This window comes from Thermosynechococcus sp. PKX82 (assembly GCF_031583255.1).
Classification (GTDB): domain Bacteria; phylum Cyanobacteriota; class Cyanobacteriia; order Thermosynechococcales; family Thermosynechococcaceae; genus Thermosynechococcus.
This window is the reverse complement of the sequence record NZ_CP134169.1, coordinates 1,262,184-1,281,616: the sequence shown is the minus strand read 5'-3', so window position 1 is coordinate 1,281,616 and position 19,433 is coordinate 1,262,184. Positions and strand designations below refer to the sequence as shown.

Annotated in this window: 26 protein-coding genes and 1 tRNA gene; 14 read left to right on the top strand and 13 right to left on the bottom strand. The window is 52.5% G+C overall.

Annotated features, from left to right (window positions below):
- Window positions 1-31 precede the first annotated feature (31 nt).
- From rpmJ to aguB, 11 genes are read left to right on the top strand one after another with little or no spacing between them, the layout of a single operon-like run.
- A complete protein-coding gene (gene rpmJ / locus RHH53_RS06215; RefSeq protein WP_011055957.1) occupies window positions 32-145 on the top strand; it encodes a 50S ribosomal protein L36 in 114 nt (37 codons plus the stop codon).
- Between the two features lie 33 nt (window positions 146-178).
- A complete protein-coding gene (rpsM, locus tag RHH53_RS06210) occupies window positions 179-559 on the top strand; it encodes a 30S ribosomal protein S13 (RefSeq protein ID WP_024125578.1) in 381 nt (126 codons plus the stop codon).
- A 42-nt stretch (window positions 560-601) separates the two neighbouring features.
- On the top strand, window positions 602-994 hold the full coding sequence (gene rpsK, locus RHH53_RS06205; protein ID WP_011055959.1) for a 30S ribosomal protein S11: 393 nt from the start codon (window positions 602-604) through the stop codon (window positions 992-994).
- 29 nt (window positions 995-1,023) lie between these two features.
- Window positions 1,024-1,989: a DNA-directed RNA polymerase subunit alpha gene (locus tag RHH53_RS06200; RefSeq protein WP_206201504.1), complete on the top strand. Its 966-nt coding sequence runs from the start codon at window positions 1,024-1,026 to the stop codon at window positions 1,987-1,989.
- Between the two features lie 22 nt (window positions 1,990-2,011).
- Complete coding sequence (gene rplQ / locus RHH53_RS06195; RefSeq protein ID WP_206201503.1) at window positions 2,012-2,362, top strand: 50S ribosomal protein L17; 351 nt, start codon at window positions 2,012-2,014, stop codon at window positions 2,360-2,362.
- A gap of 6 nt (window positions 2,363-2,368) precedes the next feature.
- Window positions 2,369-3,223 (top strand): tRNA pseudouridine(38-40) synthase TruA, encoded by an 855-nt coding sequence (gene truA / locus RHH53_RS06190; RefSeq protein WP_206201502.1) that lies wholly within the window; start codon window positions 2,369-2,371, stop codon window positions 3,221-3,223.
- A gap of 16 nt (window positions 3,224-3,239) precedes the next feature.
- Window positions 3,240-3,698 (top strand): 50S ribosomal protein L13, encoded by a 459-nt coding sequence (rplM, locus tag RHH53_RS06185; RefSeq protein ID WP_024125583.1) that lies wholly within the window; start codon window positions 3,240-3,242, stop codon window positions 3,696-3,698.
- A gap of 1 nt (window position 3,699) precedes the next feature.
- Window positions 3,700-4,113 (top strand): 30S ribosomal protein S9, encoded by a 414-nt coding sequence (rpsI, locus tag RHH53_RS06180; RefSeq protein WP_149817876.1) that lies wholly within the window; start codon window positions 3,700-3,702, stop codon window positions 4,111-4,113.
- 39 nt (window positions 4,114-4,152) lie between these two features.
- On the top strand, window positions 4,153-4,428 hold the full coding sequence (gene rpmE / locus RHH53_RS06175; protein WP_149817874.1) for a 50S ribosomal protein L31: 276 nt from the start codon (window positions 4,153-4,155) through the stop codon (window positions 4,426-4,428).
- A 9-nt stretch (window positions 4,429-4,437) separates the two neighbouring features.
- Window positions 4,438-5,463 carry an agmatine deiminase family protein gene (locus RHH53_RS06170; RefSeq protein ID WP_206201500.1) on the top strand — a complete coding sequence of 342 codons (1,026 nt, stop codon included), beginning with the start codon at window positions 4,438-4,440 and terminating at the stop codon, window positions 5,461-5,463.
- Complete coding sequence (aguB, locus tag RHH53_RS06165) at window positions 5,460-6,317, top strand: N-carbamoylputrescine amidase (protein ID WP_302679106.1); 858 nt, start codon at window positions 5,460-5,462, stop codon at window positions 6,315-6,317. Before RHH53_RS06170 ends, aguB begins: the two co-directional genes overlap by 4 nt.
- Here the strand turns inward: aguB and RHH53_RS06160 are convergent.
- Window positions 6,314-7,648, bottom strand: coding sequence for an MFS transporter (locus RHH53_RS06160; RefSeq protein ID WP_302679105.1), 1,335 nt, complete (start codon window positions 7,646-7,648; stop codon window positions 6,314-6,316). The genes aguB and RHH53_RS06160 overlap by 4 nt on opposite strands.
- 264 nt (window positions 7,649-7,912) lie before the next feature.
- On the opposite strand from RHH53_RS06160, the gene RHH53_RS06155 reads away from it, so the two are divergent.
- Window positions 7,913-8,128: a spore coat U domain-containing protein gene (locus RHH53_RS06155; RefSeq protein WP_302679104.1), complete on the top strand. Its 216-nt coding sequence runs from the start codon at window positions 7,913-7,915 to the stop codon at window positions 8,126-8,128.
- Here the strand turns inward: RHH53_RS06155 and RHH53_RS06150 are convergent.
- Together RHH53_RS06150 and RHH53_RS06145 are read right to left on the bottom strand one after the other, a co-directional pair.
- Window positions 8,125-8,496 carry a ferredoxin-thioredoxin reductase catalytic domain-containing protein gene (locus tag RHH53_RS06150; RefSeq protein ID WP_206201496.1) on the bottom strand — a complete coding sequence of 124 codons (372 nt, stop codon included), beginning with the start codon at window positions 8,494-8,496 and terminating at the stop codon, window positions 8,125-8,127. The genes RHH53_RS06155 and RHH53_RS06150 overlap by 4 nt on opposite strands.
- Window positions 8,497-8,573: 77 nt before the next feature.
- A tRNA-Ile gene (locus RHH53_RS06145) sits at window positions 8,574-8,646 on the bottom strand.
- A 125-nt stretch (window positions 8,647-8,771) separates the two neighbouring features.
- Here RHH53_RS06145 and RHH53_RS06140 point away from each other — a divergent pair.
- Entirely contained in the window at window positions 8,772-9,923 is a 1,152-nt protein-coding gene (locus tag RHH53_RS06140) for a cysteine desulfurase family protein (protein WP_206201495.1), read from the top strand.
- Between the two features lie 130 nt (window positions 9,924-10,053).
- Here RHH53_RS06140 and RHH53_RS06135 read toward each other — a convergent pair whose 3' ends face one another.
- From RHH53_RS06135 to RHH53_RS06125, 4 genes are all read right to left on the bottom strand, one after another.
- Entirely contained in the window at window positions 10,054-10,605 is a 552-nt protein-coding gene (locus RHH53_RS06135) for a transposase (protein ID WP_310744263.1), read from the bottom strand.
- The gene (locus RHH53_RS06130; RefSeq protein ID WP_310744236.1) at window positions 10,598-10,744 is read right to left on the bottom strand and encodes a hypothetical protein; all 147 of its coding nucleotides are present in this window, start codon (window positions 10,742-10,744) and stop codon (window positions 10,598-10,600) included. The genes RHH53_RS06135 and RHH53_RS06130 overlap by 8 nt, the downstream gene beginning before the upstream one ends.
- 66 nt (window positions 10,745-10,810) lie before the next feature.
- Window positions 10,811-10,903: a helix-turn-helix domain-containing protein gene (locus RHH53_RS13160; protein WP_315862904.1), complete on the bottom strand. Its 93-nt coding sequence runs from the start codon at window positions 10,901-10,903 to the stop codon at window positions 10,811-10,813.
- A gap of 236 nt (window positions 10,904-11,139) precedes the next feature.
- Window positions 11,140-11,664, bottom strand: a complete 525-nt coding sequence (locus RHH53_RS06125; protein ID WP_206201492.1) for an alpha/beta hydrolase — start codon at window positions 11,662-11,664, stop codon at window positions 11,140-11,142.
- 129 nt (window positions 11,665-11,793) lie between these two features.
- Between RHH53_RS06125 and rlmD the strand changes: the two genes are divergently transcribed.
- Entirely contained in the window at window positions 11,794-13,143 is a 1,350-nt protein-coding gene (rlmD, locus tag RHH53_RS06120) for a 23S rRNA (uracil(1939)-C(5))-methyltransferase RlmD (protein ID WP_310744235.1), read from the top strand.
- Here the strand turns inward: rlmD and RHH53_RS06115 are convergent.
- The 6 genes from RHH53_RS06115 to RHH53_RS06090 form a co-directional block, all read right to left on the bottom strand.
- The gene (locus RHH53_RS06115) at window positions 13,126-13,788 is read right to left on the bottom strand and encodes a hypothetical protein (protein ID WP_310744234.1); all 663 of its coding nucleotides are present in this window, start codon (window positions 13,786-13,788) and stop codon (window positions 13,126-13,128) included. The two genes, rlmD and RHH53_RS06115, sit on opposite strands and share 18 nt — an antisense overlap.
- Window positions 13,789-13,809: 21 nt before the next feature.
- Entirely contained in the window at window positions 13,810-15,768 is a 1,959-nt protein-coding gene (locus RHH53_RS06110; RefSeq protein WP_206201489.1) for a ribulose bisphosphate carboxylase small subunit, read from the bottom strand.
- Window positions 15,769-15,786: 18 nt separating this feature from the next.
- Window positions 15,787-16,086, bottom strand: a complete 300-nt coding sequence (locus RHH53_RS06105) for a EutN/CcmL family microcompartment protein (RefSeq protein ID WP_149817455.1) — start codon at window positions 16,084-16,086, stop codon at window positions 15,787-15,789.
- On the bottom strand, window positions 16,086-16,427 hold the full coding sequence (locus RHH53_RS06100) for a carbon dioxide-concentrating mechanism protein CcmK (RefSeq protein ID WP_011056790.1): 342 nt from the start codon (window positions 16,425-16,427) through the stop codon (window positions 16,086-16,088). The genes RHH53_RS06105 and RHH53_RS06100 overlap by 1 nt, the downstream gene beginning before the upstream one ends.
- Before the next feature lie 87 nt (window positions 16,428-16,514).
- Complete coding sequence (locus RHH53_RS06095) at window positions 16,515-16,823, bottom strand: carbon dioxide-concentrating mechanism protein CcmK (RefSeq protein ID WP_011056791.1); 309 nt, start codon at window positions 16,821-16,823, stop codon at window positions 16,515-16,517.
- Window positions 16,824-17,233: 410 nt separating this feature from the next.
- Window positions 17,234-19,420, bottom strand: coding sequence for an argonaute PAZ domain-containing protein (locus tag RHH53_RS06090; RefSeq protein ID WP_310744233.1), 2,187 nt, complete (start codon window positions 19,418-19,420; stop codon window positions 17,234-17,236).
- Window positions 19,421-19,433 lie beyond the last annotated feature (13 nt).

Sequence of the window (19,433 nt, the reverse complement as noted above, 5' to 3'; positions counted from 1 at the left end):
TATAAAATTTGCGACTACATGAGCAACTGATATGAAAGTAAGAGCATCGGTACGGCGTATTTGTGAAAAATGCCGCGTCATTCGGCGACGTGGTCGGGTCATGGTGATCTGCACCAATCCGAAACACAAGCAGCGCCAAGGGTAACCCACTGTTGTTGCACACATAGGAACTAGATTCATGGCTCGTATTGCTGGTGTTGATTTACCCCGCGACAAACGCATTGAAATTGCCCTCACCTACATCTATGGCATCGGCTTGACCCGCTCCAAGGAAATTTTGGCAAAAACGGGTGTTAACCCAGATACCCGCACTCGCGATTTGACGGATGCCGATATTGCGGCACTGCGGGCTGCGATTGACGAGTACCAAGTGGAAGGGGATCTGCGCCGTCTCGAGGCCATGAATATCAAGCGGCTCATGGACATTGGCTGCTACCGCGGGCGGCGGCATCGCCTTGGATTGCCGGTTCGTGGTCAGCGCACCCGTACCAATGCGCGCACCCGTCGTGGTGGTCGTCGCACTGTGGCGGGTAAGAAAAAACCCGCTGCTAAGAAATAAGTTTTTCCGCTCCTACTACCTGATTCACGGTTTGGATAGATTATGGCACCCTCTGCAAAACGCTCTGGCCCTCGTAAGCAAAAGCGCAATGTCCCCAGTGGCGTTGCCCACATTCAGTCCACATTTAATAACACGATTGTCTCAATTACCGACCCCAATGGTGAGGTGATTGCTTGGGCCTCCGCTGGCTCCAGTGGTTTCAAAGGTGCCAAAAAAGGCACACCCTTTGCAGCTCAAACTGCTGCTGATAATGCAGCTCGCCGTGCCATTGATCAGGGAATGCGGCAAATTGAGGTCATGGTGAGTGGTCCCGGTTCTGGTCGCGAGACAGCGATTCGGGCGTTGCAAGCCGCAGGTCTAGAAATTACCCTCATTCGGGATGTGACCCCCATTCCCCACAATGGTTGCCGTCCCCCCAAACGGCGGCGGGTTTAGGTTCGTTTGGGTCACTTGGGAGCACAGTTATGGCATATCAAATTGAATGTTTGGAAACACGGGTTGAGGAGGATCAAGGGCAGTACGGCCAATTTGCGCTGTACCCCCTCGCCCCCGGTCAAGGGATTACGGTGGGGAATGCCCTGCGGCGGGTTCTTCTTGCCAACTTACCCGGTAGTGCTGTGACAGCGGTGCGCATTGCCGGTGTGAATCATGAGTTTTCAACAATTCCCGGTGTGCGCGAAGATGTCATGGACATTTTGCTGCAAATGAAGCAGTTGGTGATTCGCAGCCACACCTCAGAACCCCAAATGGGTCGCCTTTTTGCCCAAGCCCCTGAGAATGAGCCATTGACGGTTACTGCTGGCATGGTGCAACTTGGCTCTGAAGTGGAAGTGGTCAACCCCAACCACTATATTGCCACGCTGATGCCGGGGGCAACCTTGGAGATGGAATTCAAGATTGAACAGGATCGCGGCTATCGCTCAGTGGAGCGGGTACGGGACGATCGCCTTGCCTTGGACTATCTGCAATTGGATGCGGTCTTTATGCCCGTGCGGCGGGTCAACTATACCGTTGATTCGGTGCGCAGTGCGGGTGCAGAGGGCGATCGCCAGCTCCAAGACTATCTAAAACTGGAAATCTGGACGAATGGCAGCTTGACCCCCCAAGATGCCCTCAATCAGGCGGCAACGATTCTCGTGGATCTCTTTAGCCCCTTGAAAGAAGTGCCCCTGCACACCTCTGAGGCCACCACCACCGATGAGCATGACGAAACGGGACAAATTCCCATTGAGCAACTCAATTTGTCGGTGCGTGCCTACAACTGTCTCAAGCGTGCCCAAGTCAATACGGTCGCTGACCTCCTTGAGTATTCCCAAGAAGAGCTACTGGAGATCAAAAACTTCGGTCAAAAGTCTGCCGAGGAAGTGATCGAAGCACTGCAAAAACACTTGGGCATTACGCTACCGCCCCAAAAAGCTGCCCGTAACTAGAGAGATTGAATGAGGTTTGTCTATGCGTCACCAACGTCGGGTTCCCCAGCTAGGACTGCCAGCCGATCAACGAAAAGCACTGCTGCGGGCACTGACCACTGAATTGATTCGCCATGGCCGCATTACCACCACCAAAGCGCGGGCAAAGGCGGTACGCGCAGAGGCGGAGCGGATGATCACCTTGGCAAAGGATGGCTCCTTGGCGGCACGGCGGCGTGCCCTTGGCTATCTCTACGATAAGCAACTGGTGCATGCTCTGTTTGCCCAAGCTCCAGAGCGCTATGGCGATCGCAAGGGTGGCTATACCCGCATTATCCGCAGTGTGCGGCGGCGAGGTGATAATGCCGAATTGGCGGTCATTGAACTGGTGTAGCAGGCAATGATGACGGCGATCGCACCTCCTCAGAGCGGCCAACGCTTGGCACTGCTTATTCAGTACCAGGGCACCCATTTCCACGGCTGGCAACGGCAGGTGGGACAGCGCACAGTACAGGAGGTGATTGAGCAGGCGATCGCCAGTGTTGTCAATCATCCCGTCTCTGTTGTCGCAGCCGGTCGCACCGATACAGGGGTTCATGCTGCTGGTCAAGTGGCTCACGTCACGGTCAACTCGCCCATTCCCGTTCATCGTTGGCCGGGGATTCTCAATGCTCGCTTGCCTGCCGATGTGGTGATTCGTGCGGCGGCGGTGGTGCCCGATCACTGGCATGCCCGTTTCTCGGCGCTGTGGCGTCGCTATCGCTATACCCTCTATACCGATCCCTGCCCCAATATCTTTCTGCGCCCTTGGACATGGCACTACTACTATGCCCCTTTGGATGTGGAAAAAATGGCAGCCGTGCTTCAGCCATTGTTGGGGCGGCATCACCTCAGTGCCTTTCACCGTTCGGGCTCGAATCGTGCCCATTCTTGGGTGGAGGTGCAGGCGGTGAGCTGCCAGCGGCGCGGTGCCCTTGTGGAAATTGAGGTGCAAGCTTCGGGGTTTCTCTACGGCATGATGCGCCTGTTGGTGGGACTCTTGGTACAGGTGGGGCAAGGCCAGCGATCGCCCGCCAGTTTTACGGAAATTTGGCAGCAGGAGCAACGCCACCTCGTCAAGTATGCTGCCCCCCCTGTAGGCCTTTGTCTATTGGGGGTGGGTTATCCTGAATCGCCTTTCCCCCTTGCCCTGTGCACCGAGGCGATGCCCCAGTTTCAGTTAGCCTCCATTAGCCCTGAATTGTCCATTGCATAGAATCATGGAGTTTGTGATGACCAGTACCGTAAAGACACCACTGCCCGCCGTGGATGACCTTGCTCCCCAGTGGTATGTCATTGATGCCGCTGATCAACGCTTGGGTCGGCTAGCCGCAGAAATTGCCCGTATTCTCAGGGGTAAAAACAAAGCCATTTACACCCCCCACATGGACACGGGTGACTTTGTGATTGTCATCAATGCCGAGAAAGTCACCGTCACCGGCAGAAAACGCTCCCAAAAACTCTACCGTCGTCACTCGGGACGCCCCGGCGGCATGAAAATTGAAACCTTTGATCAACTGCAAGCCCGCATTCCCGAGCGGATTATTGAGCATGCTGTCAAAGGGATGCTGCCGAAAAATTCCCTTGGCCGTAAACTCTTTACCAAGCTGAAAGTTTATGCTGGGCCAGAGCATCCCCACCAAGCGCAAAAACCCCAGCCTTTGACCATTAACACGATTCCGGGAGCCTAACATGCAGATTGCTGATCAGTCTAAGCGGGTAGTTTATTTGGGAACCGGTCGCCGTAAGTCGGCGGTGGCACGGGTGCGCCTGATCCCCGGTAGCGGTCAACTGTTGATCAATGGCCGCAATGGGGCTGACTACCTGCAAAACAACCCCACCTATCTCAACTTGGTGAAAGCCCCCCTTGAAACCCTTGGCCTTGAAAGTAGCTATGATATTTATGTCAATGCCACGGGGGGTGGTTTGACGGGGCAAGCAGATGCCATTCGTTTAGGGATTGCCCGCGCCCTGTGTCAACTGGACATCGAAAACCGCAAGCCGCTGAAAACGGAAGGCTATCTCACCCGCGATCCCCGTGCCAAGGAGCGGCGTAAATACGGTCTGCGCAAAGCCCGCAAAGCCCCCCAATACTCAAAACGTTAGGATTTTCGTCTTTTACTTCTCGTTTGTGGTGAGACGCCTATGCCAAAACCGAACATTCATCCCCAGTGGTATCCCGAAGCCAAAGTCTATTGTGACGGTGAAGTAGTGATGACCGTGGGTTCCACGAAACCCGAACTGCACGTGGATATCTGGTCAGGCAACCATCCCTTCTTCACGGGTACTCAGAAAATCGTTGACGCTGAAGGGCGGGTGGAACGCTTCCGCCGGAAATACAGCGGTGCCAAACCCCAGCAAACTGCTAAAGGGAAAAAAGCTGCCGCTAAACCTGCACCCAAAACCAACAAAAAGGGCTAATCGCTCTTCATGTCCCCCTTTTTTCAGCCGGCTGAGTGGCTGCCCCATCGCGCCTGTTGGTTAGCTTTCCCCAGTCACGAGGATTTGTGGGGAGAACTATTACCGCAGGTGCGTTTAGAATTTACTGCCCTGTGTCGCGCGATCGCTGACCCCGATCCCGTAACAGGTCAGTGCCGCGGGGAGCAACTGAAGATTCTGGTGCTAGATGAGGTGGGAGAAGCCACTGCTCGTTCTTATCTCGGGGATCTGAATCCACAGTTTTATCAGCTCCCCTTTGGTGACATTTGGCTGCGGGATACCGCTCCTGTGGGCTTAATCAATGAGGCAGGGGAGCGCCGACTCCTCTGTTTGCCCTTTAATGGTTGGGGCAAGAAGTATCAACTTCCCGGCGATAGTGACTTGGCTGTGCGCCTTGCTCTAGCCATCGGCCTCCCCTATGGGGCGATGCCGTTATTCTTGGAGGGGGGGGCGATCGAAGTGGATGGCGAAGGAACCTGCCTCACCACCCGCCAGTGCCTCCTCAACCCCAACCGCAATCCCTATTTAGACAGCGCAGAAGTGGAAGCCCGCCTCAAGCCCGCCCTTGGCGTGAGCAAAATCCTCTGGATTGAATCGGGACTGGCCAACGATCACACCGATGGTCACATCGATACGCTGGTGCGTTTTGTGGCTCCGGCAACCGTGGTTTGTATGCTGCCCGACAGCCCTGAGGATCCGAACTACGATGTCCTGCTGACGATTTATGAGCAGTTGCAAACGCTAACGGATGCCAAGGGGCGCTCCCTAGAGGTAATCCCAGTGCCTTCGCCGGGGCGGGTGACGAGTCGCAAGGGGGAGATTTTACCCGCTAGCTACGTGAATTTTTATATTGCCAATACCACCGTTGTCGTCCCCACCTATGGTGTCGAAGCGGATGCCAAAGCGGTTGAGGCGATCGCCAAGCTCTTTCCCAGTCGCAAAACTGTTGGCCTTCCCGCACGGACGATTTTAGAAGGGGGAGGCGCCTTCCATTGCATTACTCAGCAGGAACTATGAGAACACTGACCGTTGCTGCCATTCAAGCTCAACTGACCGATGATGTTGAGACCAATATTCTGCACCTCAGTGATCTAGTGCGGCAGGCGCATCAGCAGGGGGCACAGGTCATTGTCCTGCCAGAGCTATTTGAAGGTCACTATTTTTGTAAGGAAGAGCGGGAGAGTCACTTTCAGCGGGCACACCCCGTGAAAAACCACCCAACAATTGCTCACTTTGAGGCCTTGGCGCGGGAACTGGCGGTGGTGATTCCAGTGTCCTTTTTTGAAAAGGCGGGCACCGTCTATTACAACAGTGTGGCCATGATTGATGCGGGGGGTGTCAACCTCGGTGTCTATCGCAAAAGTCATATTCCCGATGGCCCCGGCTATGAGGAAAAGTTTTACTTCCGCCCCGGCAATACAGGCTTTCGAGTCTGGCGTACCCGCTACGGCAAAATCGGTGTCGGCATCTGCTGGGATCAGTGGTTTCCAGAGGCTGCACGGGTGATGACCCTCATGGGGGCAGAGGTGCTGGTGTATCCCACCGCCATTGGCAGTGAACCCCACGATCCCACACTGGACACCAAAGACCCTTGGCAGCGGGTGATGGTTGGTCATGCAGTGGCAAATGTGATTCCAGTGGTGGCAGCCAACCGTGTGGGTGACGAGGGGGGGCAGGTATTTTATGGCAGTTCATTTATTGCTAATCCAAGGGGAGATCTGGTGGCCGAGGCCGATCGCACCCAAGAAGCAGTGCTTGTCCATAGATTTGATTTAGAGGAAATTGAACGCCTACGGGCGGCCTATGGCTTCTTTCGCGATCGCCGACCCGGCCTCTACAAAGCCCTGTTGACTGCGGATGGTGTTAGTTAATTGCCGTGGCTTGGCTGGAGATGAAAGTGTAGGTGCTGATGAGCCTGTAGCCGATGGCAATGATCATGCTCGCTGTCGTGCTCATGGGGATGAGTGTGCCAAAAACCAGCGGGGAGATGCCGCAGGTGCCACGGTTGGGTCAACACCACAAAAGCGATGAAAAGCACCATGCTACTGAGGCCAGTATAGAAAAAATGTTGGGCTGGAAACTGACTGCCGAACCATCCCGCTAGGGGATAGGCCAAGACCCACCAAAGATGACTCCAAGCAAACTGAGCGCCATAAACCCGACCCTGCAAGTCCACGGCCACTCTCTCAGCAATTACCGTCTGCATAGGCACATTGACGAGGGTTTTACCGATACCCGCGATCGCCCACAACAGAGCGAGGGTAGGGACATTGGCACCATAGGCAGCCAACAGCGGCAGCACCGTCAGTATCCCCCCTAGGGCCATCACCACCACTGCACTCATCCTGCGACAGGAAGAACCCCAAATCACCGCAGCCAAAGTAGCACCCACACCAAATGCCGCCATGATTGAGCCGTAGGCCTGACTTCCTGCCTGTAGCGTGCCCTGAACATAGCCGACGGTATTCACCAAAATTTCCGCGCCAGCGATCGCCGCCACCAATTGCAGTAGTAATCCATAGCGAATTGCTGCATCCCACCAAAGGCACTGACTACCAACACTTAGCTCCTCAAGAAATCCGCTACGGGGGGGGACTGATCCTGCTCTAGGTACGATCAAAGCAGTGGGCAGCCCAGCAATCAACACCGCTGCAACCAAAAAGGTCAAAGCATCCAAAAAGAACACTGAACGGGTACTGCATAACGCCGCAACACTACCTGCGAGGGCTGGGCCTAAAACACTCAGGAGTTGGTACGTGGCATTCGAGAGGGCGATCGCCGGTGGGCACTCTTCAGCCGTCGTAATCAAGGGTAATGTGGCCGTGTAGGTTGGGGTAAAAAGGGCGTGAAAGCCACTCAGCAAAGCCACTACGAGATACAGTTGCCAGCCGTCAGTAACAAACGGCAAGAAGGATACCAAAACCATCCGCACAAGATGGGTAGTCACCATCAATCCCTTGCGATCCAATCGATCTGCTAAGACACCAGCAATAGGAGCCAATAGCACAAAAATGGTGACCCGCAGCGTTAAGGCAGTTGAGAGCCACAGTCCTGAATTCTCTCCTGCTAACTCAAAAGCAAGGAGTGCTAAGCCGAGCCATGTGAACGCATCCCCAATCAGATTGATCGTTTGCGCCGTATAGAGACCGGCAAAGGCTCGATTCCGTAGGCACTGCAACAGGGGAGGAAGTTGAAAGGTCATGGTGGCCACCTCAGAACCCACGCGTTTACTATATCCCCCCTAGGGGGATGTCTGCCAAGGGAAATCACGGATGAACTATGATTGGATTGGCGTAGGTTGTTCTTAAATACCTGTGAGTGGTGCAGCTACATCTCAGTATCCTGCTCGCGATCGCCAGCGGCCTAGCTCTACCGACAGTTACTTTTGCAAACTGCACCATTAACAGCGTGACTGGCCTAAACTTTGGCGCCTACTGGCAATGCCGATCCTTTTATCCCTCGACAAATGACCTCTGGCAGGGGGCGCCTTGACTACAACCTTTACATTGATGCCGCTCGCACCCAAATCTGGGGGGATGGTACCGGTGGGAGCAGTTTGCGTACCTTAGTGCCTGTGAATCATGCCCCTACAACCCTTGAAATTTTTGGTCGCATCCCCACCCGGCAGTTTGTGCCTGCGGGCATCTACAGCAATACGATTGTAGTGACACTGGAATACTAAGAAACCGTAAAGCGATTGGTTTCCTCGCGAATTTGTTCAAAGGAAATCTCCTGAGCTGTACCCGCAAAGGGATGATCCGGAGTTAAAAAGAGAAGGCAGTGACACTCCCGCCGTTCGCGCATGGGCACACAGGGGCAGTTCCAGTAGGCCGCTTCTACCTCTGCTTCTTTGTCTTCATAGTGGCGGCAGGGACACAGGGGAGAGCCATAGTCGTCTTTATGCTTGGCCAATCCTTCCAGAACAACCGCCGTTGTCCCCAAATCTGAGCAAAAGTAGGTTCCTGTGCGCTTAGCATAGGTTTCCGCAAACTTGCGCATGGCTTCAAGATTTTTGTCGGAGGCCTGTTGCGGTTTATAGGTGCTACTCATGGCAAAATTTGCGACACGAAACTTCTTTCAGTTTAGCGGAAGGCGATCGCTGGATTGGCGTTGACTGGATTAAAAGATCCAGGGTGCTGGAGTTGAACCAGCCTATGGCGAATTATGAGTTCGCTGCCTCATCCGCTCGGCCAACCCTGGGAAAATGCCTATCACTTTTCAATATAGTCCCACTTGGCGCTTTCTACCGCCAGATGGTCTGAATGGCCATTGAGTGCGGGGTTCCTTGCTAGGCTAAAGGAGAAGGGGTTTCAAGAAGACTGGGGATGAAGCCAATTTACTTAGATGGACTGGCAACCACACCGGTGGATCCCCAAGTACTGGCAGCCATGTTGCCCTATTTTAGCGATCGCCCCGGCAATGCCAGTAATCGTGCCCATGCCTATGGTTGGGAGGCCGCCGCCGCCATTGATCTTGCCCGTGAAACGATTGCCGCAGCCATCCATGCCCATCCCGAAGAAATCATTTTCACCAGTGGTGCCACTGAAGCAGACAACTTGGCAATCAAGGGGGTGGCTGAAGCCTACTACAGTCGCGGTCGCCATATCATTACCGTGCAGACAGAACACAATGCAGTGCTCGCTCCCTGTCGCTATTTGGAGTCCCTTGGCTTTCGGGTGACCTATCTAGGGGTGAATGAGAAAGGGTTCATTGATCTGGCTGAGTTAGAGCAAGCCTTTACCCATGAGACCATCTTGGTATCCGTGATGGCTGCCAATAATGAAATTGGGGTGCTCCAACCCTTGGCCGAGATTGGTCGCCGCTGTCGCGATCGCGGGGTACTCTTCCACACCGATGCCGCTCAAGCCTTGGGCAAAATTCCCTTGGATGTTCAGGCGCTTCAGGTGGATCTCATGTCCCTGACTGCCCATAAACTCTACGGACCAAAGGGCATTGGTGCCCTCTATGTGCGGCGCGATCGCCCCCGCGTCCAACTTGCGCCTCAACTTCATGGTGGCAGTCAAGAACAGGGCTGGCGATCCGGAACCTTGGCCACTCCCCTCATTGTCGGCTTTGGGGTAGCAGTACGACTCGCTCAGGAACGTCAAGCCACGGATATTCCCCATCTGCGGCACCTGAAAGAACGGCTGTGGCAGGGCTTAGCCTCCCTTGGAGACATTTATCTCAATGGTGATTGGCAACAGAGTTTACCCAACTGTCTCAATGTCAGTATTGGTGGGGTTGAGGGCAATGCCCTCCTACAGTCGATTTATCCCCATGTTGCCCTCTCAACGGGGGCAGCCTGTAGTAGCGACAAACCAACACCGTCTCACGTTCTGCTTGCCTTGGGGCGATCGCCCACCCTTGCTCATGCTTCGCTGCGATTTGGTTTATTACGTACCACCACAGAGACCGAGATTGATTTAGCGCTTCAGCAGATTCACCACAGCATTCAACAACTACGCCACCAGAGTTGACGCTCATCCCGGTAACGCTATGCCTAACGGCAGGCTTAGGCCAACGCGTATAGCAGGAGATTCCCCGTTCACAGAGTCTTGACTAGATGACCCGAAAGTCATCCCCGCCAGAACCTCTCCAGGGGCATTTTCAAGACGGTGCGCCCCACCGCCTATCAATCGATTCCGCAGCGGCAATATCCCTAGGCATTGAACAGCCACAGGGGCACTCATGCCAACGGATTGATAGCGTTTTGCGGACTGCTTCGCCACAGTTGGGACACTCTTGAGAGGTGCCCGCTGCTTTCTCCTTGACAACCACCTTGCCACGCTTGCAGGCCACCCAAGGCAACACCGAGTTCAGGAATGGCCCATGACCCGCATCCAGCATGTGCTTGCCCAGCGTCCCACGACTGAGGCCAATCAGATTCAAATCCTCCACCACAATCACATCAGCCCCGTCGCAAAGTTGGTGGGCAACCTTGAAGTGACAGTCCCTGCGGGTGCGGGCAATCTGTTCATGCAGCTTCGCCACCTTGCGTTGAATCTTCTTCCAGTTGGCTGACCCAATCTGTTTCCGCTTCAGTCTGCGTTGCAGCAATTGAAGCTTGTGTTGCATCTCTACGAAAAACCTAGGCCGTGCTAGTTGAAGTCCGTCCGAGATGGAGAGAAAGTATTCCAAGCCAACATCGAGGCTAACCACCCGCTTCAAGACTTGCTGATGCTTGGGCGTTAACCGACGCTAAATCAGGGTTGGTCTGCTTTGCTTGGGTGAATCGTTGGCACTGCACGTTGAAGCTGGGGTAGGGGGCATCCGCTGGGATGATGTACTCGCTAGGCACAGAGCAGGCATTGACTGGACATTTGCGCGAAGCAATCCAGTCTTTGCGCTCCCTCAGCGCATCATTTCAAACTTGGCGACACACGTCTAGATCGTGGTCGATCTGCTTAGCCTGCTGCTGGGTTAGTTTTAGCCTGTACTCGTACGTCAGGGTGAGCATGAGTGGACTATAGCTATTAGTCGCGCCCGATGTTCGGTGCTAGCTCAATATGTCCAGCAACAAGCTGAGATTGAGTGACTGCTCCCTATGGTCGCCTATCACCTCACTACCACCTAACCGCTTTGCGGTATAGACGGAGTACTACGGCAAATTTTGGTAGATTGCTAAAAAATGCAGGAGCCTCTTTGCCCCTGCACTGGAATCGTTAATTTTAACTCTTCGTCAATCGTCTAGCGCTATGGGCGCAGTTTCCCGAGCATGCTCATGATGCCATCTTGTTTCTTGAGCATTTGGTTGAGCTTGCGCAAATCAAGGTTGATGGTTTCAGCAGGATAGTTTTTCAAAAACGACATCATGCTCAACCCTTCCGGAGAAGCAGCGGCAGTGAGCATGGCACCACGGAGAGCCACTTCACCGGCTTTATCGCGGCGAATCGTGACCTGAGAAAATTGTTTGAGTAAATCTTTGCCAATGGGACTACTCAAAATTTTATTGGTTTGCACAACATTAAAGGGCAGCCGCATACCCAAGAATTCAAGGAGCTTGGCTTGGTCATCTTTGGAAACCATCCGCATCAATGCTCGCAATTCTCCCGTAGCTTCTTGAGTGGACACAAATTCCTCTAGCTCCGACATCGGGAAGGAGCGCTGAAAAGGACCATAGGTGAGGGAGACAAAGTTAGCTGCTTTGGCAGGGGTGGTGAAAAGGGCACCCACGGGTAGTGCCAGTGCCAGTAACCAAGGCGAAAGACGCTTCAGCATAGGGGATCGACTCCAAAATCACTTCAGTACAAACGTCGGATTGCACCGCTAGCAGTATAGCAGCGAAAATAGAGCTTGCTGGCTCTCCTTAACTTATCCCTAACGTTTAGTAGGCTTAGACGTAAATTGATGAGCGTTTGGCAGCAGGGCGCCACCATTGAGCTAACAATTGACTCCTTGAACCACACGGGGGAGGGGGTAGGACGCTGGCAGGATCGGGTGGTTTTTGTGGCGGATACGGTTCCGGGCGATCGCCTGCGGGTGCGACTGACCCATGTCAAGCGGCAATATGCCCACGGCAAGGTCTTGGAGGTGGTGCAACCCTCAGAGCAGCGGGTGCGGCCAAGCTGTATTGTGGCGGATAAATGTGGCGGCTGTCAGTGGCAGCGGGTGGCCTATGGGGCGCAATTGGCGGCCAAAGAACAACTGGTGAAGGACGCGATCGCTCGCATTGCTCATCTGAAACCGCAAATTTTCCTACCGATTTTGGCTGCCTCTAACCCCTTTGGCTATCGCAATAAAGTGACGTACCCCCTCGGTCGCCGCCATGGTACCGTGGTTGCGGGCTATTACCAAAAAGGCTCCCATCACCTAGTAAACCTGAATCAATGTCCCGTGCAAGATCCGCGCTTCAATCCGCTCTTGGCTGCCCTGAAGCAAGCGTTACAACCTTGGCCGATATACAACGAGCAGACCCATGAACCGGGGTTGCGCCACTTGGGCTTGCGCATTGGTCAGCGTACCGGGGAGCAGCTCATTACCCTCGTGCTTGCGGGGGCATTACCCGCTGGCTTGCAGGCAGAGGCAGAAGGTTGGTTACAGCAGTTTCAAGGGGTGGTGGGGGTCTGTGTCAACTTCAATCATCAAGTGGGAAATCGCATCTTTGGTGACGAGACCCAGGTATTGGCGGGGCGATCGTACCTTTGGGAAGAGATGGCAGGGGTGAGGTTTCAGATTGCTTCGACCACCTTTTTTCAAGTCAACACGGCGCAAGCGGAGCAACTGGTTAGCACCCTGCGAGAGTGGATTGCCCCAACAGGTCACGAACGACTGGTCGATCTCTACTGTGGAGTCGGGACACTGAGCCTACCCCTTGCCGGCGCTGTCGCTGAAGTGATTGGTGTGGAAGTGCATCCTGCTTCGGTACAACAGGCGATCGCCAACGCCCAACACAATGGTATTAACAATGCTCGTTTTTTCTGTGCCAGAGCAGAAGAGTGGCTACCCCAGTCCGATCAGGCCGTGGATGTGCTAATTCTTGATCCACCGCGCAAAGGGTGCGATCGCCCCGTTCTTGAGGCGATTCTCCGCCACCGTCCGCCGCGCATTCTCTATGTCAGTTGTCACCCTGCCACCTTGGCACGGGATTTGGCTCACCTCTGCGCTACCGGTGCCTATCAACTAACCAAAATTCAGCCCCTCGATATGTTTCCGCAAACAGCCCATGTAGAAACGGTTGCTTTACTGACTACTTCCTAGGGCAGGATTCTCCCCAGTGGGTTGGATTGGCTCTACGCGAAACATTTTGGCAAACATCTTGCTAACGTAGGCTTGGCCATAGACCACGCTGGTCTTAGCTGTTGGCGAAGTGCTTGTCTCTGGTGGCGCGGCGGTTGGACTTTCCTGAGGGCTAGAGGGAGAGGCTGTAGACTCCTGCTGCTCTGGCGTGGAATTCTCTGCAGTATCGGCAGTTGTTGATGGCTCTTGCCAAGGATCCTCAGAGGAAACGGCACTCTCTTGGGGGGGACTCGTTTCTGTGGGGGGCTGCCAACGGCGACTACTATCACCAAGAAGCGAACCAGCGGCCACCACAGCACCAGCCGGAATCGTTGTTTGCATCACGGTGGTACTGGCGCCAATACAGGCATGGGGTTCAACGGTCACTGCCCCAATCAGCAGCACGCCCGCGCCAATGTTGACCCCTTCGCCAATTTCAATGGTGCCGCCGTGGGCATGAATGACGCTGCCCATACCAATACAGACACCTGCGGCAATGCGAATTGAAGCCCCTGCTTCTGCCCAAAGCAACACTCCGGGTGCCAAAACGGCTTGGGAATCCACCACCACATCACCAACAATGCGAACCGCAGGTGAAGGGGGCAGGGCTAAAGGCGGCAGGGGCATTGGGGCACCTCACAGGGAGGGCTACTTAGCAGCCTGTTGGAGCAGGATTTCGGCCACCCGCTGCTTACCGGCAGGATTAATGCCAATCAGCCGCACGTACTCGCCACTGTATTCTTGGAGGCAAGCCTGAATCGCAGCAAGGGCTTCATTGAGATTTTTGGCCTCAATGCGGGGGCCACTTTGCCAAGAGTTGGTGCGGTAGCGACGGGCATCCACGTGTTCTAGGCCGAGGGTATAGCCCTGTTGTAGCAGTTGCCGTACTTGTTCAACCACCTCTTGACTGAGACTGTGGCTGCTAGTGCTCCCTTGACTAGAGGCGGTTGGGCGCGGTGCGAACCCTTGACCACGGGTGCTACTGCCATTGCTGGCGGTTTTACCATTGGGGCGGTGAATAATCGTTTCCAGTACCCGCTGTTTGGCTTGGGGATTGACACCTACGAGGCGGACATAGTCCCGCTGGTGCTCGGCAAGGAAGGCACTGAGGTCATTGAGCTGCTGCGCTGAGGTAATTTTGATGCCGCTTTGCCAAGAACTGGTACGGAAGCGACGCTGGTCGGCATACTCGGTGGTGACTTGGCAGCCCTGGCGCAACAGGTCTTGAATTTGGTTCAGGAGATCGGCGCTGAGAACGGTTTCATTGCTGGCCGAACTGACGGAGACAGGGCTAGTAGCCGCTGGGGTTGCTGCTTTTGTGGCGATCGCCACCGCGCCATCGGGTCGCTGAATAATTTGCTCAAGGACGCGCCGCTTTTGCTTTTGATCAATACCAATCAAGCGCACATATTCCCCTGCATGTTCTTGGAGGCAGGCCTCAAGGGCGGCGAGCACTTCCCGTTCCTGCTTTGCTTGAATCGGAGCACAACTGGTCCAAGAACTGGTGCGATAGCGGCGAGCATCAGCGTGCTCTGTGCCAATTTGATAGCCCTGCTGAAGTAACTGCCGCACCTGAGCCACAACGGAGGCATCCAAGGAACCCACTGGGGCCGCACTCACGGTTGCGCTGGGACGATAGGGACTGGTACTGGCCACAGGTGCTTGACCGGGGCGTTGAATAATTTCCTCAAAAACGCGACGCTTGGCTTTGGGATCAACGCCGATCAGGCGTACATACTCACCCTCGTGTTCCTTGAGGAGTTGGGCGATCGCCGCCATCACTTGAGACTCCTGCCGTCCCGTCAACGTCGGGCAACTCTGCCAAGAGCTCGTACGATACCGCCGCGCATCGGCATATTCCAAGCTGATTTGGTATCCCTGCTGCAACAATTGGCGGACATGAGTCCCATAATCTGCGGTCATAGTGTTCTTTTCCCCGGTGAGCGTTTCAACGTGTAGGATGGGTGGGTCTTCTTGACGCTGGAGTTCATTCCGAATCGGGGCAATACAGGCAATATTCTCAGCACAGTGGTACCCCGATAGCAGTGCTTCATTGATGCCAACCACGTGCTGGGCAAAGTGAATATCCGACTCTTCCACGTTCGGCAGGCGATCGGCTTGCTGCTGCGTCGTGATCACCATTCCTGAAGGCACATATTTTCCCGGTGGAATCTCCACATCCTGAATGAGGACATGCATCATCACCACACAGCCTGCGCCAATCCGAGCATTAAAGACCGTCGAACGAAAGCCAATGAAACAGCCATCGCCAATGTAGGCAGGGCCGTGGATCAGCGCCATGTGGGTAATTGAGGCATTATCACCAATCCAGACAGAATACTCTTGGCCATCATCGCCAATCACCCGTCCCTGCTGGAGGCCGTGGATGACAACGCCATCTTGGATGTTGGTGCGGGAGCCAATGTGGAAGGGTGTTCCTTCATCGGCACGAATGGACGTGCCGGGTGCGATGTGAACATAATCTTTGATGCGGACATCGCCGATGAGGTTACTAAAGGAGTGGACGTAAGCCGTGGGGGCAATCTCTGGCTCCGCTAAATCCCTAGACCACGGCGTCGGAGGTGCCGCATAGCTTTGAACCGCCATAGGGAGAAGTCTCCAATGCTAATACTGGGTACGTTTGCTGTAGAGCAAATAATTATCCCGACTTACGGTGTCAATAATGGCGACAACGGCTGCGTCAATGGGTTTGTCGGTGCCATTGATAATACAGCGGGCGGCACTGCCTCGGCTTACCAATACCCACTCATCCTGTCCTGCACCCACCGTATCTGCAGCCACTTCGTAGTCGGGTAAAAATTCGCCGTCCTCACCCAAATATTGCAAGACGAGAAACTTGACTCCCGTTAAGGTGTCTTCTTTTTGAGTACTGGTAACGGTGCCGCACACTCGCGCGATTTTCACTATGGGCGACCCATCGGACGAATGCCACTAACGCTTTCGCGGAATTGTTCCACCGCTTCGGTGTAGCGAATGGGCAGGACGTATTCGAGGTTTTCGTGGGGACGTGCAATGATGTGGGTGGAGAGCACTTGACCCCCATTCACACGCTTCACGTTTTCGACCCCCGCCGCCACCGAAGCCTGCACTTCAGAGACATCACCACGGACAATCACGGTGACCCGACCACTGCCGATTTTCTCGTAGCCCACAAGGGTAACGCGAGCGGCTTTCACCATTGCGTCTGCGGCTTCCACCACTGCGGGGAAACCAAGGGTTTCAATCATACCGACGGCAATTGCCATTGTAATAACTCCTAAACGTCAGACAAGTTAAGAACTAGAGGATCGATAAGCGATGCAACTGAAAACTCCACCCAACTGCCAAACCCCTTAGTTTCGGAATTGCTCCACTGCCTCGGTATAGCGAATGGGCAATACGTACTCAAGGTTTTCGTGGGGACGAGCAATGATGTGCGTAGACAGTACCTCGCCGCCATTGACACGTTTGGCAGAATCGACCCCGGCAGCCACTGAGGCTTGCACCTCGGAGACATCACCCCGCACAATCACGGTGACCCGACCACTCCCAATTTTCTCGTAGCCCACAAGGGTGACCCGAGCGGCTTTTACCATTGCGTCTGCTGCTTCGACGACGGCGGGGAATCCGCGCGTTTCAATCATTCCCACAGCAATTGGCATGAGTAAGCTCTCCTAATTAGAATAAGGGTAAGCAGTACAAAAGCTAGAGTTGCAATCAGAGCGATCGCTACAGAAAATAATGACGGGATAGCCGATTGTTATCGTAACGTTAATCACCGTCCTCATTATTTCTAAAACAAGCATAGGGTCAGGGGTTTCTTTTGACAATATAATGATTGATAATATTTTCTAGTTTCTCGTATTATCAAACCTAATTTTAAGCCCTTGACCCCTATTTCAGCTCAAGGCAGGTGAGTATGAATCAGTTAATCCATAGAATTTTATCTAAAACTGGTTACCTTCTCATAGATTGATTGCTCGATTAAGAGGGTTCTGCCGCTGTTTGGGCAGACTGCATAAGGTATTTCAATGTTGCCCTGTATTTTGCTAGATTAAAATCTATTGTTCTATCAAACAGCAATTAACTTTTCTCGATCAATATTCTGTAAAACGCTGATTTGACCGATGCGCTGAAACTCTTTGCTACTTTTATCGGCGAGGTGCAGTACCCAAGGCAGTCGAGAAGAGCAAAATCCGCTAGCAGGATGCAATTGAGTCAAATGATAGGTCTGTAAAGCCAGTAGTTCTAAAGGGGTCTTGCCATGGGTGTGCACAACGCGCAACGGTCTAGCACTGCCTCCATATTTTTTCTTGCTTGCCTCCTCGCTACTTTGTAAAATAAATGAGTTCGTTTCCTCGAACAAGACAACAGTACCCACTGCAGCGTCCTGATAGGTTACTTTGCTATCAGTTGAACAAATCTCACGTCCCATTCTGCCTGAGCCACTTTTACGGACACTGAGAATATCGACAGCAATATCTTTTTTATTTAGTTCTTCAATTGTCTGCTCAAATTCCCCTTTTTGAATAAGGCCATCACGCATCAGTAGTATCTTTTTAGGGTAGGAATGACAATTGTCTTGGAATTTAAGCACTAGCTTAGACACAACTTGCCAAATTGCTTGGCCAGAGATAGTTTCTCCCCGTTGCACATGTGGTAACTCCCAACCCAAGCTTTGACCATTGGCTAAAACTGCAAAAGCAGAAGTGCCATAGTACAGTCTTCCATTTGTACCTGTGTCAAAACCGATAACCAAGTCAGCAGCTTCAGGATGATCTAATGGTTTTAGATAGACAGGCTGCCACTTGGCTTTACACAACAGCCCTAGGCAAACATTGAGAGATTTATAATTATTTACATTAACTGGCACTATAAACTGAGTTGCTATACCTGCTTTTAATGCTTGATTTCGCAATTTCTGTTTTTCTTCATTGGGTGACCAAGGCATCACCACTAAGACAGTTTTAATTTCTTGAGCAGCCCATTGCTGCCAGAATCTTTGTTGAGCCAGATAACCTTCCGGGTATTCGCTTTTGGTAAAATAGGAGTCTATTTGTATCTGGGTGCCACTATTTTTCGCTATTTCCAGTAAGCATTTTCGTACTTCTTCTGGATATTCAGTTTTATCATCAGAAAGATTAAGGCAACCAAATTTCTTTTCACCAATTTTTGCACAGCCAAAGGAGCTAATTTTAGCTGTTTTGTCAATTTCTTTATTATTGCGAGCTAATAGTTTTGCGCGAGGCATGACAAACCCGTTAACTTTGATCGGCTCTGGTTGACAACTAAGATTATAGATGTGTTTGAAAATGAGTTCGGCTGTTTTTTGGGATTCCGACAAACGCAGGTTAATGTTTTTCCTAATGCAGTCAAACACACCTTGAATTTCACTTTTTTCTCTGCCTTGTTCAGCAATTTGTGCTAAAATTTCCACTGTGAGAACTGGTGATAGTCTTTGAGATAGATGATATACTGGCTTAGCTTTATAGTCACTAGTTTTTCTAACAATTACAACACGTGATTCATTTATTTCTTCTTCAGATGCACCCTTTCGACGGTGGTAATCCGCTAAACTGATTCCGAGTTCTTTTATTTCTACGTCATTTGGACTTTTATTCGAAAAATCTTCAAGAATCCAAACTTTTTTATCTTCGTAAGTATTTCTGACGTACTTGATCTGAATATCGGGATATTTGTTGAGCCACCATTCAAGTGTAAATGGAGTATAAAAGCGATGATGAATATCAATTTCCAAGTATAATTTTCCATCTGGCTCAATTCTAACGTTGATTGCTCTACCTCTATGTACTTCCCAGCCATCCCCCCTTTTTTCTATCCCTTTTTCAACAGGAATCCACCAAATCAATCCGACTTCGTAATCTTTTTCAATTCTGGTTTTCTCAAATTTTTCTTTTAATTTGCACTCTAGGATTTTGCGTTCAAAGGATTCCAGTGCCTGCCTTTCGTGATCATTTTGACAACTCAGCTCTCTACATCCTATTTGCTGTAACTGCCAACCCTGAGTTTGCATCTTACTAGTATCAATAGGCTGCCTTGTAATAATGCGGTTCCCTAGTCGAACAGCAGTTACACCTAGTTTGTAGCAAACGCTGGAAAGGGCTTTTTGCTCGCTACCTTCCTCTGGCACTTGAGTAAATTGGCATTGGTATTCATAAAATGTGAGATCCTGTTGAGTCAGATTTTTCACAAAAAAACGATTGAGTATAACTTCAACTTCTCGAAATTGGGCGAACATGATTCACAGAGAA

Coding starts and splice junctions, on each gene's coding strand:
- rpmJ (WP_011055957.1), top strand. CDS start 32: ATGAAAGTAAGAGCATCGGTACGGCGTATTTGTGAAAAATGCCGCGTC.
- rpsM (WP_024125578.1), top strand. CDS start 179: ATGGCTCGTATTGCTGGTGTTGATTTACCCCGCGACAAACGCATTGAA.
- rpsK (WP_011055959.1), top strand. CDS start 602: ATGGCACCCTCTGCAAAACGCTCTGGCCCTCGTAAGCAAAAGCGCAAT.
- RHH53_RS06200 (WP_206201504.1), top strand. CDS start 1,024: ATGGCATATCAAATTGAATGTTTGGAAACACGGGTTGAGGAGGATCAA.
- rplQ (WP_206201503.1), top strand. CDS start 2,012: ATGCGTCACCAACGTCGGGTTCCCCAGCTAGGACTGCCAGCCGATCAA.
- truA (WP_206201502.1), top strand. CDS start 2,369: ATGATGACGGCGATCGCACCTCCTCAGAGCGGCCAACGCTTGGCACTG.
- rplM (WP_024125583.1), top strand. CDS start 3,240: ATGACCAGTACCGTAAAGACACCACTGCCCGCCGTGGATGACCTTGCT.
- rpsI (WP_149817876.1), top strand. CDS start 3,700: ATGCAGATTGCTGATCAGTCTAAGCGGGTAGTTTATTTGGGAACCGGT.
- rpmE (WP_149817874.1), top strand. CDS start 4,153: ATGCCAAAACCGAACATTCATCCCCAGTGGTATCCCGAAGCCAAAGTC.
- RHH53_RS06170 (WP_206201500.1), top strand. CDS start 4,438: ATGTCCCCCTTTTTTCAGCCGGCTGAGTGGCTGCCCCATCGCGCCTGT.
- aguB (WP_302679106.1), top strand. CDS start 5,460: ATGAGAACACTGACCGTTGCTGCCATTCAAGCTCAACTGACCGATGAT.
- RHH53_RS06160 (WP_302679105.1), bottom strand. CDS start 7,648: ATGACCTTTCAACTTCCTCCCCTGTTGCAGTGCCTACGGAATCGAGCC.
- RHH53_RS06155 (WP_302679104.1), top strand. CDS start 7,913: ATGACCTCTGGCAGGGGGCGCCTTGACTACAACCTTTACATTGATGCC.
- RHH53_RS06150 (WP_206201496.1), bottom strand. CDS start 8,496: ATGAGTAGCACCTATAAACCGCAACAGGCCTCCGACAAAAATCTTGAA.
- RHH53_RS06140 (WP_206201495.1), top strand. CDS start 8,772: ATGAAGCCAATTTACTTAGATGGACTGGCAACCACACCGGTGGATCCC.
- RHH53_RS13160 (WP_315862904.1), bottom strand. CDS start 10,903: ATGCTCACCCTGACGTACGAGTACAGGCTAAAACTAACCCAGCAGCAG.
- RHH53_RS06125 (WP_206201492.1), bottom strand. CDS start 11,664: ATGCTGAAGCGTCTTTCGCCTTGGTTACTGGCACTGGCACTACCCGTG.
- rlmD (WP_310744235.1), top strand. CDS start 11,794: ATGAGCGTTTGGCAGCAGGGCGCCACCATTGAGCTAACAATTGACTCC.
- RHH53_RS06115 (WP_310744234.1), bottom strand. CDS start 13,788: ATGCCCCTGCCGCCTTTAGCCCTGCCCCCTTCACCTGCGGTTCGCATT.
- RHH53_RS06110 (WP_206201489.1), bottom strand. CDS start 15,768: ATGGCGGTTCAAAGCTATGCGGCACCTCCGACGCCGTGGTCTAGGGAT.
- RHH53_RS06100 (WP_011056790.1), bottom strand. CDS start 16,427: ATGGCAATTGCCGTCGGTATGATTGAAACCCTTGGTTTCCCCGCAGTG.
- RHH53_RS06095 (WP_011056791.1), bottom strand. CDS start 16,823: ATGCCAATTGCTGTGGGAATGATTGAAACGCGCGGATTCCCCGCCGTC.
- RHH53_RS06090 (WP_310744233.1), bottom strand. CDS start 19,420: ATGTTCGCCCAATTTCGAGAAGTTGAAGTTATACTCAATCGTTTTTTT.